General features: G+C 61.2%; 15 protein-coding genes. 6 read left to right on the forward strand and 9 right to left on the reverse strand.

What is annotated here, in order from left to right; translation table 11 throughout:
• Window positions 1–120: 120 nt before the first annotated feature.
• Window positions 121–507, forward strand: a complete 387-nt coding sequence (locus KW840_RS05145; protein WP_090452175.1) for a hypothetical protein — start codon at window positions 121–123, stop codon at window positions 505–507.
• Window positions 508–628: 121 nt separating this feature from the next.
• Here the strand turns inward: KW840_RS05145 and ubiA are convergent, their stop codons facing one another.
• Window positions 629–1,519 carry a 4-hydroxybenzoate octaprenyltransferase gene (gene ubiA / locus KW840_RS05150; RefSeq protein WP_057712729.1) on the reverse strand — a complete coding sequence of 297 codons (891 nt, stop codon included), beginning with the start codon at window positions 1,517–1,519 and terminating at the stop codon, window positions 629–631.
• The gene (locus KW840_RS05155; RefSeq protein WP_057712730.1) at window positions 1,519–2,082 is read right to left on the reverse strand and encodes a chorismate lyase; all 564 of its coding nucleotides are present in this window, start codon (window positions 2,080–2,082) and stop codon (window positions 1,519–1,521) included. Before KW840_RS05155 ends, ubiA begins: the two co-directional genes overlap by 1 nt.
• A gap of 199 nt (window positions 2,083–2,281) precedes the next feature.
• Here KW840_RS05155 and KW840_RS05160 point away from each other — a divergent pair, with 199 nt between their 5' ends.
• The 4 genes from KW840_RS05160 (at window position 2,282) to KW840_RS05175 (ending at window position 5,612) form a co-directional block, all read left to right on the forward strand.
• The gene (locus KW840_RS05160; RefSeq protein WP_007995385.1) at window positions 2,282–2,452 is read left to right on the forward strand and encodes a rubredoxin; all 171 of its coding nucleotides are present in this window, start codon (window positions 2,282–2,284) and stop codon (window positions 2,450–2,452) included.
• A gap of 18 nt (window positions 2,453–2,470) precedes the next feature.
• On the forward strand, window positions 2,471–3,619 hold the full coding sequence (locus tag KW840_RS05165; RefSeq protein ID WP_008045504.1) for an NAD(P)/FAD-dependent oxidoreductase: 1,149 nt from the start codon (window positions 2,471–2,473) through the stop codon (window positions 3,617–3,619).
• Between the two features lie 195 nt (window positions 3,620–3,814).
• Entirely contained in the window at window positions 3,815–4,090 is a 276-nt protein-coding gene (locus KW840_RS05170; RefSeq protein ID WP_003195589.1) for an HU family DNA-binding protein, read from the forward strand.
• 1,150 nt (window positions 4,091–5,240) lie between these two features.
• Window positions 5,241–5,612, forward strand: coding sequence for a helicase (locus tag KW840_RS05175; RefSeq protein WP_218494611.1), 372 nt, complete (start codon window positions 5,241–5,243; stop codon window positions 5,610–5,612).
• A 140-nt stretch (window positions 5,613–5,752) separates the two neighbouring features.
• Here KW840_RS05175 and KW840_RS05180 read toward each other — a convergent pair whose 3' ends face one another.
• From KW840_RS05180 to exbB, 6 genes are all read right to left on the reverse strand, one after another.
• Window positions 5,753–7,156 carry an aminoacyl-tRNA deacylase and HDOD domain-containing protein gene (locus KW840_RS05180; protein ID WP_218494612.1) on the reverse strand — a complete coding sequence of 468 codons (1,404 nt, stop codon included), beginning with the start codon at window positions 7,154–7,156 and terminating at the stop codon, window positions 5,753–5,755.
• Window positions 7,157–7,234: 78 nt separating this feature from the next.
• Window positions 7,235–9,310, reverse strand: a complete 2,076-nt coding sequence (gene recG / locus KW840_RS05185; protein WP_218494613.1) for an ATP-dependent DNA helicase RecG — start codon at window positions 9,308–9,310, stop codon at window positions 7,235–7,237.
• Window positions 9,311–9,319: 9 nt separating this feature from the next.
• Entirely contained in the window at window positions 9,320–10,249 is a 930-nt protein-coding gene (locus KW840_RS05190) for a hydrogen peroxide-inducible genes activator (protein WP_008047093.1), read from the reverse strand.
• 283 nt (window positions 10,250–10,532) lie between these two features.
• On the reverse strand, window positions 10,533–11,282 hold the full coding sequence (locus tag KW840_RS05195) for an energy transducer TonB (protein ID WP_015097375.1): 750 nt from the start codon (window positions 11,280–11,282) through the stop codon (window positions 10,533–10,535).
• The gene (gene exbD, locus KW840_RS05200) at window positions 11,279–11,707 is read right to left on the reverse strand and encodes a TonB system transport protein ExbD (RefSeq protein ID WP_218494614.1); all 429 of its coding nucleotides are present in this window, start codon (window positions 11,705–11,707) and stop codon (window positions 11,279–11,281) included. Before exbD ends, KW840_RS05195 begins: the two co-directional genes overlap by 4 nt.
• Before the next feature lie 6 nt (window positions 11,708–11,713).
• On the reverse strand, window positions 11,714–12,685 hold the full coding sequence (exbB, locus tag KW840_RS05205) for a tonB-system energizer ExbB (RefSeq protein ID WP_218494615.1): 972 nt from the start codon (window positions 12,683–12,685) through the stop codon (window positions 11,714–11,716).
• A gap of 188 nt (window positions 12,686–12,873) precedes the next feature.
• Between exbB and KW840_RS05210 the strand changes: the two genes are divergently transcribed.
• Window positions 12,874–13,731 (forward strand): SDR family oxidoreductase, encoded by an 858-nt coding sequence (locus KW840_RS05210; RefSeq protein ID WP_150812725.1) that lies wholly within the window; start codon window positions 12,874–12,876, stop codon window positions 13,729–13,731.
• Between the two features lie 138 nt (window positions 13,732–13,869).
• Here KW840_RS05210 and KW840_RS05215 read toward each other — a convergent pair whose 3' ends face one another.
• Complete coding sequence (locus KW840_RS05215) at window positions 13,870–14,610, reverse strand: hypothetical protein (protein WP_057712738.1); 741 nt, start codon at window positions 14,608–14,610, stop codon at window positions 13,870–13,872.
• Between the last annotated feature and the right edge of the window lie 21 nt (window positions 14,611–14,631).

Consider the following 14,631-nt stretch of genomic DNA (forward strand, 5'->3'; position numbering starts at 1 on the left):
GCCGCATTAGATAACGGAATTATTGCAGTCGTGTGACAGTATTTTAGTCGGTCGGCGATTGGCTGGATCCTGGGCTAAGCTTTAAGTCCGAATCCTGACAACCACAAAAGGAAGGTTTCCATGAAGCAAATCTCGCAATCCTTCAAGGCTCTGCTACTGGTTGCGGCGTTTTCCTTGCCGACCATGGCCTTCGCAGCTGAGCCGGCGATGATGAAAGACGGCATGATGGTCGACCATAAGGGCATGACCTTGTACACGTTCGACAAGGACACTGGCGGCACGTCGGTATGCACCGGTGAGTGTGCAAAACACTGGCCGCCGCTCAAGGCTGAAGCGGGTGCCAAGGCTGAAGGTAAATGGACAGTCGTCCAGCGTGACGATGGCACGATGCAATGGGCCTACGACGGCAAGCCGCTGTACTACTACGACGACGACAAGAAACCCGGAGACAAGACGGGCGACATGAAGAACAAGGTCTGGCACGTCCTCCAAGGGCCGAAGATGTAAGACATCTCATGTAGGAGCGAGCTTGCTCGCGATGAGCGTGAACGATTATGCGGGCCGTCTGGATAACCGCGTCGTCTTCAAATTCATCGCGAGCGGGCTCGCCCCTACACACGATATGGCGTCAACGCACCGCGTAATCCAAAACAATCCCCACAAAAATCGCCAACCCCGCCCAATGGTTGTGTAAAAACGCCTTGAAGCAACGCATGCGGTCCCTGTCGCGGGTGTACCAGAACTCCCAGGCAAAGCAGCCCGCCGCCGCTAGTAATCCAAGGTGGAACCAGCCACCTAGATCGAACTTCGAACCCGCCAGCAACAGGCAACCCAGCGCCAGCCCTTGCAGGGTCAGGATGATCGCCCGGTCCGCGTCGCCGAACAGAATCGCCGTGGATTTCACGCCGATCTTCAGGTCGTCATCGCGGTCGGTCATCGCGTAATACGTGTCGTAACCCACGGTCCACATCAGGTTGGCGATCCACAGCAGCCACGCGACAGCCGGCAGCTCACCGGTTTCTGCGGTGAACGCCATCGGCATCCCCCACGAAAATGCAGCGCCCAGCACCACTTGCGGGTAATAGGTGTAGCGCTTCATGAACGGGTAACTGAACGCCAGCGCCAGGCCGCCCAACGACAGCCAAATGGTCGCGGCATTGGTGCACAGCACCAGCAGGAAACTCACGCCCATCAGCAGTGCGAAGAATACCAGTGCCTCTTTGGAGCTGATCTTGCCGCTCACCAGCGGCCGCTGCTCGGTACGCTTCACATGACCATCGACCTTGCGGTCCGCCCAGTCGTTGATCACGCAGCCGCCAGCGCGAGTCAGTACCACGCCAAGGACGAAAATCACAATGTTGGCCAAGGAGGGCGAACCCTTGCCGGCAATCCACAGCGCCCACAGCGTAGGCCAGAGCAGCAGGTAAATGCCGATCGGCTTGTCCATGCGGGTCAGCTGAATGAAATCCCAGGCCCGAGGGTTCAAGCGGTTCAAGGACTTGAGCAGGCTTTGGTACATCAACGGTTCTCCGATTGGGCGCAGGCGGCGTCCCACAGGGAAGGCAGGAAAATTTCGGCCACCAAAACGCTCAAGGCGCCGCGGTCGAAGCGCGAGCGGCGGCCCCACAGTCCAGGCGATTGCACCTCGGCGGGCAGCCACGCTTGCGGATAATGGCAAACCTCGATGGCCCGGCGCTGGAAGGCCTGATCGCAAAACAGCAATTCGCCCAGCGAGCGGCTGCCCAGTTCGTCCATGTGCAAGCCGTCGCCTTGCAATGCACTGCGTGACGCCACGCTGCGCGCAAACACCCACGCCTGGCCATGACCACGCAAATACACCTCGCGGACCCAGCCCTCACTGCCATCGGCCAGGTCCAGTGCTGCGCATTCGTCGGCACGCAGGGGCTGCCAGCCTTCGAACATCGGCGAGACGCTGAAGGCGTCATTCGACAGATGAATCAGACGTCTGGTCAGCGAGCCTTCGTCGAACAGCCAGTCGAGGGTGGAGGCATCGGGGAGGGGCGCCAGTTCGCTGCGCGAGAGCCAGAGAGGAGCTGGAGAGGGGGATTCTGTGTGATGCACAATGAGTCATTATTGGCAGCAAATGAGGCGGCGAGCTTAACATGTCAGCCGCCGATATCGATTGAAATGGCCTGCCGTTGCGCCGAACAGGCTTGCATCCGATGGCTCCGATCAGTACAAAACGCGCTGAGTTGGACGGCAGTGCTACAACCATCGACCGTCCGGCCGGCAAAACGCCTGAACCCTGAGGAAGTACCTGATGAAAAAGTGGCAATGTATCGTCTGCGGCCTGATCTACAACGAAGCCGACGGTTGGCCGGATGACGGCATTGCGCCGGGCACCCGTTGGGAAGACGTCCCGGCAGACTGGCTGTGCCCGGACTGCGGTGTGGGCAAAATGGATTTTGAAATGATCGAAATCGCTGCCTGAATAATTGAGGAGTAAGGAATGAACGCACCTGTCGTAATCATTGGCACCGGCCTGGCTGGCTACAACGTGGCCCGCGAGTTTCGCAAACTCGATAGCGAAACCCCGCTGCTGCTGATTACCGCCGATGACGGGCGCTCCTACTCCAAGCCGATGCTCTCCACCGGCTTCGGCAAAAACAAGGATGCCGACGGCCTGAGCATGGCCGAACCCGGCGCCATGGCCGAACAGCTCAAGGCTGAAATACGCACCCACACGCGCATCAGCGGTATCGACCCGGGCCACAAGCGCTTGTGGATCGGTGAAGAAGCGGTGATCTACCGCGACCTGATCCTGGCCTGGGGCGCCGAAACCGTGCGTGTACCCATTGAAGGCGACGCGGCAGACTGCGTGTTCCCGATCAACGACCTGGAAGACTACGCACGCTTCCGTGCGGCGGCAGCCGGCAAGCGCCGCGTGCTGCTGCTCGGCGCCGGCCTGATCGGCTGCGAGTTCGCCAACGACCTGACCTTGGGTGGCTACGAAGTGCAGCTGGTTGCGCCGTGCGAACAGGTCATGCCGACCCTTTTGCACCCGGCCGCCGCCGCTGCGGTGCAGGCAGGCCTCGAAAGCCTTGGCGCTCGCTTCCACCTCGGGCCGGTGCTCAACCGCCTGCAGCGCGTTGCTGACGGCCTGGAAGCGCACCTGTCCGATGGCCAGGTGATCCCGTGCGACGTGGTGGTCTCGGCCATTGGCCTGCGACCGCGCGTCGACCTGGCGGCTGCGGCCGGTCTGCAGGTCAACCGCGGCATCATGGTCGACCGGCACCTGAAGACTTCCCACGCCAACATCTACGCCCTGGGCGACTGCGCCGAGGTCGACGGGTTGAACCTGCTGTACGTGATGCCCCTGATGAGCTGTGCGCGAGCGCTGGCGCAAACCCTGGCCGGCAACCCGACCGCCGTCACCTATGGCCCGATGCCGATCACCGTCAAGACCCCGGTTTGCCCGTTGGTGGTGTCCCCGCCGCCACGGGGCGCAGAGGGCATCTGGACAGTCGAAGGGCAGGGCGCCGACATCAAGGTTTTATGCCGCGATGCCGCGGGCAAGCTGCTCGGTTACGCCCTCACCGGTGCCGCCGTGATGGAAAAACTGGCCCTGAACAAAGAGCTTCCGGCCCTGTTGGCATAAATACCGGTCGTTCTGTCGGAATCACCCCCCCTTTTGCCCTAACAATGGCCGCGCCGATACTGGCGCGGGGCCTCACTGCGTGCCATCCTCACTCCCGTCTGCCGCAGAGTAGAGCATCTGCGGCGCTTTGGGCGCTGCTCCGTAGAGAGCAGCACGGACATAACAACAACAAACCGTCAAAGGGGCTTCACTCACATGCGTAAACCAGACCTCGCTGCAGCCATTGCTGAAAAAGCAGACCTCACCAAAGAACAAGCCAACCGCGTTCTCAACGCCGTTCTTGAAGAAATCACCGGTGCCCTGCACCGCAAAGACAGCGTGACGCTGGTGGGCTTCGGCACCTTCCTGCAACGCCATCGCGGTGCCCGCACCGGCAAAAACCCGCAAACCGGTGAACCCGTCAAAATCAAGGCCAGCAACACCGTTGCTTTCAAGCCTGGGAAATCGTTGAAAGACAGCGTTAATCCGTAATCCGTTTTCACCTCCCGCGTAGCGGGGGAGTGGAATAAAAAATGGGCACGCCAACCAGGGTTGGGTGCCCATTTTTTGTGGGTGACGAATCAGCCGAGCCCGCTTTGTTGCTTGGCGAGAATCGCCGCCATTTCCGGCTCATCCAGATGATCCTGTGGAGGGTGCCCGGTTCATGGAGGGCTCGGCATTTCGAAGGAAATGTCTGAGAAGGTTGAGGGGATTAAGGGCGAAGTCGCACTTTCCTTAAACACCCATCGCGGGGAATCAAATCGAGTTCGACCGTCATGCTCCGTATTCTTGTTCGACAATGAACTTCACACTGCTGCAGTGATATAAACAGGCAGCAAACGGCCCGGAGCGGACCTGAAACCCCGGGCGTGTGTGGATTCCGTCTGGTTCGCAGACAGGTCTGCTAGCATCCAGTTTTTTGTCTATTTCTGAGCTACCAGCATGCTACGGATCGCCGCCTGTTCCCTCCTGCTCACAATGACTTCTCAATCGGTTTTGGCCGAACAGGTTTTCCAGTGTGGTGAAGCCACAGTCACTATGAGCGTCGACACGACCCTGCCATTACGATCGACTGAAGGCGCTGACGTCATACTGCGTGTAGAGCGAGGTCCGCGTTCGACACTTCTACGGTACAGCAACGTCGATTTCATTGGAGGCACGTGTGACACAGACGCGAGCAGCGCCCCACGAATCGTCTACCAAGCGGTATGCAGCGGTAGCGGTTGTTTCGATTTAACAAACTGGGGTGTTATCGATCCAGAGAGCTTGCAGGCGTTGCTCGTGCCTGCGGATGATAGCCTGGAACCTGCCACCCGCCTGCTCGGCCACCAGCCGGCGCTCAAGGGCGCAAGGATGAATGTGCGCGAAGAAGCACATCGACTAGGATTGCCGACACCGTAATCGCCGTTCAGCATGTCCGCTATGGTCATTTGCTGCCCTGCGTGGCAGGCAGCAATCGGCCAAATTCTGCCGGTAGAAGCATCCTGCCGGGAGTGACGGCATCACTCTATTTGTTCCGTGACTTGGTAGTCATCAGCGTCAAAAATAACATCATCTCCCGCTAACGATACACAATAGTGGCGTTCTCGTTCGAAGCCGTTAAACTGCCCCAGCCGTTCATTTTCCTTCTGAGGCTGTGCGCATGAAATTTCGTTTTCTGCTGTGGATGCTGGGTTTGTTGATGGGTAAGGCCAGCCGGACCAATCCGGCGTTTCAGCAGCAGTTGGGTGACAAGGACCTGGTGTTTCAGCTGCAGACCCTGGACGGGAAAGTGGCGCGGCATTTCCGCGTGAAGGACCAGCGCATCACCAGTCAATCGGGTGTGCATGCCGAGCCTGCGTTTGCGATTGCCTTTAAAGACGCCGCGTATGGCTTTGCCACGATGCAGGCGAAGAACAAGCAGCTGGCGTTCATGACGGGGATCCAGGACAAGTCGATTCAGATCAAGGGCAACCCGGCGCTGGTGATCTGGCTCCAGGGGCTGACGAAGTATTTGAAGCCGAAGAAGGTGTAGGAGCGAGCTTGCTCGCGAGAAACTCAAGGCCCCCGCGGTTATCCAGGATGCACGCGTCATCGTTGACGACTTTCGCGAGCAAGCTCGCTCCTACAAGGTTTTGGTGATCCTTGTGGGAGCGAGCTTGCTCGCGATGCTTTTCAGCCTTGAGTGAATTGCGAAGCCAGTTCGCGCAGCAGCACTTCGGCCTCGAGGACTTTGCTGACCACATCTTCGGCCTTGGCGCGGCTCAGGCCTAGGCGCTCAAGCAGCGCGTCGGGGATGTCTTCGTCGGGGCCGGAGCCGATGTTACGGCTGCGCAGCAGGCGCACGGCCAGGCAGACCAGGTTCGGGTACTCGGCGTAGGCGCCGTCGTAGGCTGGGTCGTGCTGGAAGCGCAGCGCTGTGGACAGTTCTTCGGGCATGTCCCAGTGGCGCATCAGCCATGCGCCGATTTGTTCGCGGCTGATGCCCAGCAGGTGTTGCTCGATGTAGCTGTGGCACAGGTGCGGGTTGACCTCCAAGTGACGGCAGATCAGCGAGAAGTGCGGCGGGAACACATGGGCCAGCAGCAGGTAGCCGAAGTTGTGCAGCAGGCCGGCGAGGTAGGTCAGGCCGGCTTCCGGACGCTGGGCGCGCGGCATGGCGCGGGTCAGGCCTTCGATGACGGCGGCGGTGTAGATCGATTGCTGCCAGTACGGGGTGGAGTGTTGCGGGTGGTCCTTGGGCAGGCTCAGGGTTTTGCCCAGGGCCAGGCCCAGCGCCAGGTTGATCACCAGGTCGAAGCCCAGCACGCGCACGATGGCGTCTTCAACGGAGCGGATCTTTCCCGGCGACGCGTAGTAGGGCGATGCCGCCCAGCTCACCACTTGTGCGGCCAGCGCCGGGTCGGTTTCGACCACGCCGGTGATGTCGTCGATAGTGGCGTTGGGGTCGACGCGCAGCTTGATGATTTTTTGCGCGGTTTCGGCCAGCGGCGGAATTTCGATGGTCGCTTCCAGACGCTGCTGGATACGCCGTGCGGTGAACGCCTGGACGGCCTGGGTGATTTCCTCGCGGTCGTCATCGGGGCGGTCGAGGTTGGGACGGATGCTGGTCAGGTTTTCGCCGAAGTTGGCGGCGCTGGCCTTGGTCAGCATGGTCGCCTTGAAGTCTTCGCTGGTGATTTCCAGCAGCACGCCCGGCTCACCGGAGTTGATCAGCAACTTCGGCTCGCGCAGCAGGCTTTCGTCATACAGGCACGGTGAACTGGTCAGCGCCGGCAAGCCCGGCAGCAAGCTGAGATTGTGCTTGCCGAGCATTTTTGTCAGGCGTTCGGTGGGTACGGCGGCGAGGCGGCGACCGGTGAGTTCGGTCAGGCGATTGAGGTCCAGCAATTGGCTCTGCGGGAACAGCACCATCAATACGCCAATGCTGTCATCCAGGAGAACAGCCTGCACTTTGCGCGCGGCATTGAGACCGTGACGGTCCAGCACTTCTTCGTAGGCAATGCCCAACTTGCCCAGCATCAGCCGAATAACCGACGGAGCGTGCGGGGTGTCGGGTGCGAAGGCAACGTCGGTCATGGTCTGTATCCGGACTTAAACAATTGCAGGAGTATAACCAGCTTGCTTGGGGCCACGCCTCAGAAACCGTGACGGTTGTCACACTTGGCCGTATTGTTGGCCATGACGCAGCCATCGATCGAGTAGCGGGCTGACGTGGGTCGGCCAGCGCTCGAGCAATGCCTGGGCGGCATCCCGCACGGCGGGCAGCAAATCGGCATCGCGCATCAGGTCGGCGACCTTGAATTGAAGTAAACCTGTCTGCCGGGTGCCGAGCATTTCGCCGGGGCCGCGCAGTTCCAGATCCTTTTCGGCGATGACGAAACCATCGTTGGTTTCACGCATGATGCCCAGGCGCTGGCGGCCGATCTGCGACAGCGGCGGATGGTAGAGCAGCACGCAATGGCTGACGGCGCTGCCCCGGCCGACGCGGCCGCGCAACTGGTGCAATTGCGCCAGGCCCAGGCGTTCAGGATTCTCGATGATCATCAGGCTGGCGTTGGGCACGTCCACGCCGACTTCGATCACCGTGGTCGCGACCAGCAATTGCAAGTTGCCGGCCTTGAATTCGGCCATCACCGCGGCTTTTTCCGCAGGCTTCATGCGGCCGTGGATCAGCCCGACCTTCAGTTCGCCGAGGGCGGCGGTGAGGTCCTCAAAAGTGGTTTCCGCTGCCTGGCAGGTCAGCTCTTCCGACTCTTCGATCAGCGTGCACACCCAATAGGCCTGACGCCCTTCGGCGCAAGCGCTGCGTACTCGCTCGATGACTTCGACCCGCCGGGTGTCGGTGATAAGCACGGTGTTGACCGGGGATCGGCCGGGGGGCAGTTCGTCGAGGATCGAGGTGTCGAGGTCGGCGTAGGCACTCATGGCCAGCGTGCGCGGAATCGGCGTGGCGGTCATGATCAGCTGATGCGGGCACATGCGCCCGCCGACGCCTTTCTGCCGCAGGGCCAGACGCTGCTGTACGCCGAAACGGTGCTGTTCGTCGATGATCACCAGTGCCAGGTTCTTGAATTGCACTTCGTCCTGGAACAGCGCGTGGGTGCCGACCACCATCGGCGTGCCGTTGGCGATTTGCTCCAGCGCGGCGACGCGGTTCTTGCCCTTGAGCTTGCCGGCCAGCCACGCAACTTCGATGCCCAGCGGTTCGAGCCAGCGCTTGAAGGTGATGAAGTGCTGCTCGGCGAGAATCTCGGTGGGCGCCATCAGCGCGACCTGATAACCGGCCTCCAGCCCTTGCAGTGCGGCAAGGGCGGCGACCACGGTTTTGCCGGCGCCGACATCGCCCTGGATCAGCCGTAGCATCGGTTCGTGCTGGCTGAGGTCATAGGCGATTTCGTTGCCGACCCGCTGCTGGGCACCGGTCGGGCTGAAGCCGAGGTTGGCCAGGTATTTGGCCGGCAGCTTGGTCGCTTTGGGCATCGCGGGCGCACGCAGGGCGCGCATGCTTTCACGAAGGCGCTGTTGCGACAGTTGATGGGTCAGCAGTTCTTCGAAAGCCAGACGGTGCTGCGCCCAGTGGTGACCGAGGGCCAGTTCATCGACGTCGGCATCGGCGGGCGGGTTGTGCAGGTAGCGGATCGCATCGGCCAGCGGTGCCAGTTGGTAGTCGCGGGCCAGTTCGCTCGGCAGCCAGTCGGGCAGGCTGCTGGGGCCTAGCAGGGTGAGGGTCTGCATGCACAACTGGCGCAAGCGCTGTTGGGTCAGGCCTTCGGTGAGCGGGTAGACCGGGGTCAGGGTTTCATCCACCGGCGGCGGTTCGTCGCCGGTGATGGCGCGGTATTCCGGGTGGTAGATCTCCAGCCCCGAAGCACCGGGCCGCGCTTCGCCGTAGCAGCGAATCCGTGTGCCGCGTTTGAGGCCTTCCTTTTGCGCGTTGCTGAAATGGTAGAAGCGCAGGCTGAGTCCGCCGGTGCCATCCTGCAACCGAACTACAAGGCTGCGCCGCCGGCCCATGACCACATCGGCACCGCTGACAGTGCCTTCGATGACCGCATCCTGACCTGGCCGCAGTGCGCCGATTGGCACCACGCGAGTGCGGTCCTGATAACGCAGGGGCAGGTGAAACAACACGTCCTGGAGGTTTTCCAGGCCGACCTTGGCCAGTTTCTCGGCCATGGCTTCACCGACACCCTTGAGTGCCGTCACCGACACTTGCGACAACTCGCTCATGACCGTTGCTTAGCCCGCAGCGACTTGCGCCGCTGGCTTGGCCACCGAGCACAGGCGAATGGAGTCGGCGAGGATTTCAATCGCTTTCGGGCGCGGGAAGCTGGCGCGCCAGGCAATGGCCACAGTGCGGAACGGTACGGGTGCCGACAACGGACGCACCTCGATCACGCCGGGGGCGTAGTGATGGCTGTCGACCGCCGACAACGGCAGGATCGAAATCCCGAGACCCGAGGCGACCATGTGGCGAATGGTTTCCAGGGAGCTGGATTCCACGGTGGTGTGCTTGGCGCCGTCGTTGCCTTTGGTCAGGGTCGGGCAGGCTTCCAATACCTGATCGCGGAAGCAGTGGCCTTCGCCGAGCAGCAACAGGCTCTTGTCATTGAGCAGGCTGGCGTCGATGGATTCCTTTTGGGTCCACGGGTGCTGCGCCGGCATCAGCACGTAGAACGGCTCGTCGTAGAGCTGCAGGGTCAGAACGTCGGCTTCATTGAACGGCAGGGCGATGATGATCGCGTCGAGCTCGCCGTTGCGCAGTTTGTCGCGCAGCACGTGGGTGAAGTTTTCTTCGATGTACAACGGCATCTGCGGGGCGACCCGGTGCAGTTGTGGAATCAGGTGCGGAAACAGGTACGGCCCGACGGTGTAGATCGCGCCGACTTTGAGTGGGGCGGTCAGCTGGTTCTTGCCGGCCTGGGCCAGTTCGCGGATGCCTTGGGCTTGTTCCAATACCTTTTGGGCCTGGGCCACGATGCCTTCGCCGACCGGCGTCAGGCGCACGGCGCTTTTGCTGCGCTCGAAAATCAGCACACCGAGTTCGTCTTCAAGCTTTTTCACACCCACCGACAGGGTCGGCTGGCTGACGTGGCAACGCTCGGCCGCGTGGCCGAAGTGCTGCTCTTGGGCGAGGGTAACGATGTAGCGTAATTCTGTGAGGGTCATAGCAAGCGTCCATGTAGTTGCGGGCCAAGCATACCGGCTGCAATCGATAGACGCACGTTATCAGACTGAGTGTGTCGAGTGACACCGGGTAATCCCAGTTTGCCGCTGGCAGATATGCAAAAGGCACCTTTCGGTGCCTTTTGGGCTTGGAACGCGAGCTTCCTGCTGGCAGAAATCTCTGTGGGAGCGAGCTTGCTCGCGATGAGGGCCCAGCATTCGACATCTGCGTTGAATGTTAGACCGCTATCGCGAGCAAGCTCGCTCCCACAGGGGCAGTACTGTTTTAACGGCGGCGTTTTTCCAGCGAATAAACAAACGGTGCAACGATTTCGATGGAGCCATTGGTCAGCATGTCGGCCGGTGGCTTGGGCAGCGGTTGGGCGCGGCGGATCATTTCCAGAGTGGCCCGGTCCAGATCGGCAGTGCCCGAGGCTCCTACCAGCTCAAACGACAACACATTGCCTTCGGCATCCACGACGAAGCGCAGACGGTTCATGCCTTCCTTGCCCCGCGCCTGGGCACTTGCAGGGTACTTTTTGTACTTCTGCAGGTGTGCCAACAGCGTGCCTTGCCAACTGGCCTTGGCTGCCAATTGAGCAGGCGATGGGCCCGGCGCAGGCTGGGCGGATTTCTCCGTTGGTGCCTGAGTCTGTTGCGTTTCGGCAGGCTTTTCCTCGGCCGGTTTTTCCTTCGGCGGTTCGGGTTTTTTCTCTACCGGCTTGGGTGGCTGCGGCTTTGGCTTTGGCTTGACCGGCTTGGGCACGGCAATTTCAGCTTTCGGCGCTTCAGCGAGCTTGGGTATCGGCAGTTCTTCAACCGGAGCCGGTGGCTGCGGCGGGGTGACGACCTTCGGCGGAGCAGGCGGTGGCGGGGCAGGAACCGGTGCCAGTTCGACCATCATTGCCTGAGGGGGCAATTCGATGGGCGGACGGGCGGACCAGTTCAACGCCAGCGCGATGGCCAGCGCGTGAACGCCCAGCACCACGGCCAGGCTACCGCTGTAACGCGTCAGCTTATGGCGCGTCGTGATCATTTCTTGGCTGCCGTCTCGAGTCCGACCAGACCTACCTTCAGGTAACCGGCGGAACGCAGGTTGTCCATCACGCTCATCAGATCGCCGTAATCCACGCCTTTGTCGGCCTGGAAGAAGATTGTCGTTTCTTTCTTGCCCTGGGTCTTGGCGTCGAGGGTGGCGCCGAGTGCGTCGGCCTTCACTTCGTCTTCACCAAGGAACAGGCGCTGGTCAGCCTTGACACTGAGGAACACCGGTTTCTCTGGCCGCGGAGCCGGCTTGGCGGTCGAGGCGGGCAGGTCGACCTTGATGTCCACGGTGGCCAGCGGGGCCGCCACCATGAAAATGATCAACAGCACCAACATCACGTCAATGAACGGCGTAACGTTGATTTCGTGGTTTTCGGACAGATCGTCGTCTGCCCCTTCTTTCAAATGCAGGCCCATGGCCGATTACCCCACTTTCACCATGTGCGGTTGCGAGCTGCGCTCAGGCTGGTGGTCGAGGTCGCGGCTGACCAACAGCAGGACCTGTGCCGACGCATCGGACACCTGAGCCTTGTAACCGGCGATGGAGCGGGCAAAGACGTTGTAGATCACGACCGCAGGGATAGCTGCAACCAGGCCCAGCGCGGTAGCCAGCAGGGCTTCGGCGATACCGGGGGCGACGACGGCGAGGTTGGTGGTCTGGGTCTTGGCGATGCCGATGAAGCTGTTCATGATGCCCCACACGGTACCGAACAGGCCGACGAACGGCGCGGTGGAACCGATGGTGGCCAGCACGCCGGTGCCGCTGCTCATGTTGCGACCGCAGGCCGCGACCAGGCGCTCAAGACGGAAGCTGACGCGTTCCTTGATGCCTTCTTTCTCGCGGCTGTTGACCGACAGGCGCATCTCTTCAAGGGCGTCATGTACCAGCAGGTTGGCCAGGGTGCCTTCCTTCGCCGCGGTGGCGCTGGCTTCCTTGAGGGAGGCGGATTTTTTCAGTTGGGCGATTTCACCGCGCAGACGACGCTTGGCGCCCATCAGCTCAAGGCCCTTGGCGATCCAGATGGTCCAGGTGATGATCGAGGCGATGGCCAGGCCGATCATCACGATTTTCACGATGATGTCGGCATTCTTGTACATGCCCCACGGCGACAGGTCGTGGGCCATGCCCAGGGTGTTGTCGGCTTCGAGGACTTCAGGGACGTCTTCGCCCAACGCTTCTGTCGGTGCGGCCTGGGCAGGATCGGTCGCGATCGGAGCAACGGCCGGGGCGGCGTGATCGGCCGGAGCGGGCGCGGTGGCGGCTGGTGTGGCTGGTGCCTGGGCATCGGCGAAAGCGGCAACTGGCGCGAGCATCAGGCTGAAGAACAGGGCGGCCACCGCGCTCCAGGCGCGAGGTCGTTTGGTTGGCGAAGCGGAGAATTGATTGCGTGTCATGCTGGCCGGACCTGAGAGAAAAAACGGGTGATGTTCTTCCAGGCCTCGAAGGCCGAGAACAAAAGTGGGGAGGCATTATTGCAAGTAATTCTTGTTAACAGAAGTAATAGCGTCTCTTTTTTTCCTGCATTACTAGCCGCCTGTCTGTTGCCGGCGCTAGTCTGTGGCTTTCCGATGGGAGTTTTCTGATGTCTGCGCCTACTGTTTTGATCGCCGGCTGCGGTGATGTCGGCAGCCGCCTGGCCACGCAATTGCTGGCGGCGGGGTGGGAGGTCCATGGCCTGCGACGCGACGTTTCACGCCTGCCCAAGGGCGTCATCGGCGTGGCCGGTGACCTGTTCAACAAAGACTGCCCGGACACTTGGCCAATCGGCGCCGTGGATTACCTGGTGTATTGCGCGGCGGCCACAGATCACGACGAAGCCGGTTACCGCGCTGCGTATGTTCAGGGGCTGGAGCATGTGCTGGAGTGGCTGGACGACTACGGGCAGATGCCCAATCGCCTGTTGTTCGTTTCCAGCAGCAGTGTCTACGGTCAGCAGAATGGCGAATGGGTCGACGAGGCTTCACCGGCCGTGGCGGCGGGCTACTCCGGACGTGTGATGCTCGAAGCCGAGCAACTTGCCCTCAAGAGCGGCATTCCGGCCAGTATCGTGCGCCTGACCGGCATTTACGGTCCCGGCCGTGAATGGCTGCTGACCCAGGTGCGCCGGGGTTATCGTGTGGCGGTCGAGCCACCGTTGTATGCCAATCGGATTCATGCCGACGATGCCGCAGGGTTGATCGCGTGCCTGCTTGAGGCGGATCGGCGTGGGGTGGCGCTGGATGATGTCTACATCGGCGTCGATGATGCGCCGGCAGCGCTGGCCGATGTGGTGGGCTGGTTGCGCGAATATCTGGGTGTGACCGAATGGGCCGATGACGACAGCGTGCGTCGCACTGGCAGCAAGCGCTGCAGTAATGCGCGGGCCAAAGCGTTGGGCTGGACGCCGAAGTATCCGAGTTTTCGCGAGGGGTATGCGGCGATCATTGAAGGGCGCTGCTGACTTCCAGGCACCGTAAACACCTGTGGGAGCGAGCTTGCTCGCGATGGCGGCATAACAGTCAACGATAATGTTGGATGTTATGGCCTCATCGCGAGCAAGCTCGCTCCCACAGTGTTTCGTGGTGCTTTCAAGGGACGCTTATTGCTTCTCCAGCAACCACTTGCGATCACCCGGCGTGTACTGAGGCATCTCGTCCGCCTGCGCTGTGTTCACGGTCTGGAAAATCTCCAGCTCTTTGCCCTTGCGCGCAAAGATCCAGGCGTTGCCCTGGCCATTGAGTTGCAGCCACATGTTGTCATTGCCGCCGCTCATGGATGCGCAATCGCCGGCCAGGCACAACGCATAGCGGTCGCTGCCCGGCAGGCCGGTCACCTGGCCGTCGGCCTGGAATTGAACCGTGTTGCCTTCGCCCGGGCCGTTGACGATTGTCCAGCCGCCGCCCATGTAGGCTGAATACAGGGCGCGCTCGAAGGTGGCACCCATCGGTGCGCCATCCGGTACCTGGATCTGTACGCGGTCGAAGACTTGCTCAGGCTCATTGTCGCTGGCGGACTGGCTCAGTTGCTTGCCGTCACGCTTCAGTTCACTGGCCGAGCTGCCATAAAAGTCGACTTTCCAGGCGCCGGACTCTTCACCCAGCAGCTTGCCATCGACATTTTCAAAACCGTTGGTGTAGCGGGCCTGACCGGCCTTGGTGTTGATGTCCCATTCCAGGTTCGGGCCATAGGCCTGGAGCGCTTCACGCAGGGGGACGCCTTTGGCGGCAGCATCGATCGCCACCTGGTTGATCCAGGTGCCGCTGATGTCGCGGTCGGCAGGGTTGCTGGCACATCCGCCCAGGAACAGGGCAAGCAGCGAGAGAACAAGCGCGTTGCGCATGGTGGAATCCTTTCAAGCTTT

Origin of the sequence: Pseudomonas sp. PDM30 (assembly GCF_019218985.1) — a bacterium.
GTDB classification, from domain to species: Bacteria; Pseudomonadota; Gammaproteobacteria; order Pseudomonadales; family Pseudomonadaceae; genus Aquipseudomonas; species Aquipseudomonas jessenii.

What these genes read in the sequence shown, in the direction of transcription:
- KW840_RS05145 (WP_090452175.1), top strand. Translation starts at nt 121, where the DNA reads ATGAAGCAAATCTCGCAATCCTTCAAGGCTCTGCTACTGGTTGCGGCG.
- ubiA (WP_057712729.1), bottom strand. Translation starts at nt 1,519, where the DNA reads ATGTACCAAAGCCTGCTCAAGTCCTTGAACCGCTTGAACCCTCGGGCC.
- KW840_RS05160 (WP_007995385.1), top strand. Translation starts at nt 2,282, where the DNA reads ATGAAAAAGTGGCAATGTATCGTCTGCGGCCTGATCTACAACGAAGCC.
- KW840_RS05165 (WP_008045504.1), top strand. Translation starts at nt 2,471, where the DNA reads ATGAACGCACCTGTCGTAATCATTGGCACCGGCCTGGCTGGCTACAAC.
- KW840_RS05170 (WP_003195589.1), top strand. Translation starts at nt 3,815, where the DNA reads ATGCGTAAACCAGACCTCGCTGCAGCCATTGCTGAAAAAGCAGACCTC.
- KW840_RS05175 (WP_218494611.1), top strand. Translation starts at nt 5,241, where the DNA reads ATGAAATTTCGTTTTCTGCTGTGGATGCTGGGTTTGTTGATGGGTAAG.
- KW840_RS05180 (WP_218494612.1), bottom strand. Translation starts at nt 7,156, where the DNA reads ATGACCGACGTTGCCTTCGCACCCGACACCCCGCACGCTCCGTCGGTT.
- recG (WP_218494613.1), bottom strand. Translation starts at nt 9,310, where the DNA reads ATGAGCGAGTTGTCGCAAGTGTCGGTGACGGCACTCAAGGGTGTCGGT.
- KW840_RS05190 (WP_008047093.1), bottom strand. Translation starts at nt 10,249, where the DNA reads ATGACCCTCACAGAATTACGCTACATCGTTACCCTCGCCCAAGAGCAG.
- KW840_RS05195 (WP_015097375.1), bottom strand. Translation starts at nt 11,282, where the DNA reads ATGATCACGACGCGCCATAAGCTGACGCGTTACAGCGGTAGCCTGGCC.
- exbD (WP_218494614.1), bottom strand. Translation starts at nt 11,707, where the DNA reads ATGGGCCTGCATTTGAAAGAAGGGGCAGACGACGATCTGTCCGAAAAC.
- exbB (WP_218494615.1), bottom strand. Translation starts at nt 12,685, where the DNA reads ATGACACGCAATCAATTCTCCGCTTCGCCAACCAAACGACCTCGCGCC.
- KW840_RS05210 (WP_150812725.1), top strand. Translation starts at nt 12,874, where the DNA reads ATGTCTGCGCCTACTGTTTTGATCGCCGGCTGCGGTGATGTCGGCAGC.
- KW840_RS05215 (WP_057712738.1), bottom strand. Translation starts at nt 14,610, where the DNA reads ATGCGCAACGCGCTTGTTCTCTCGCTGCTTGCCCTGTTCCTGGGCGGA.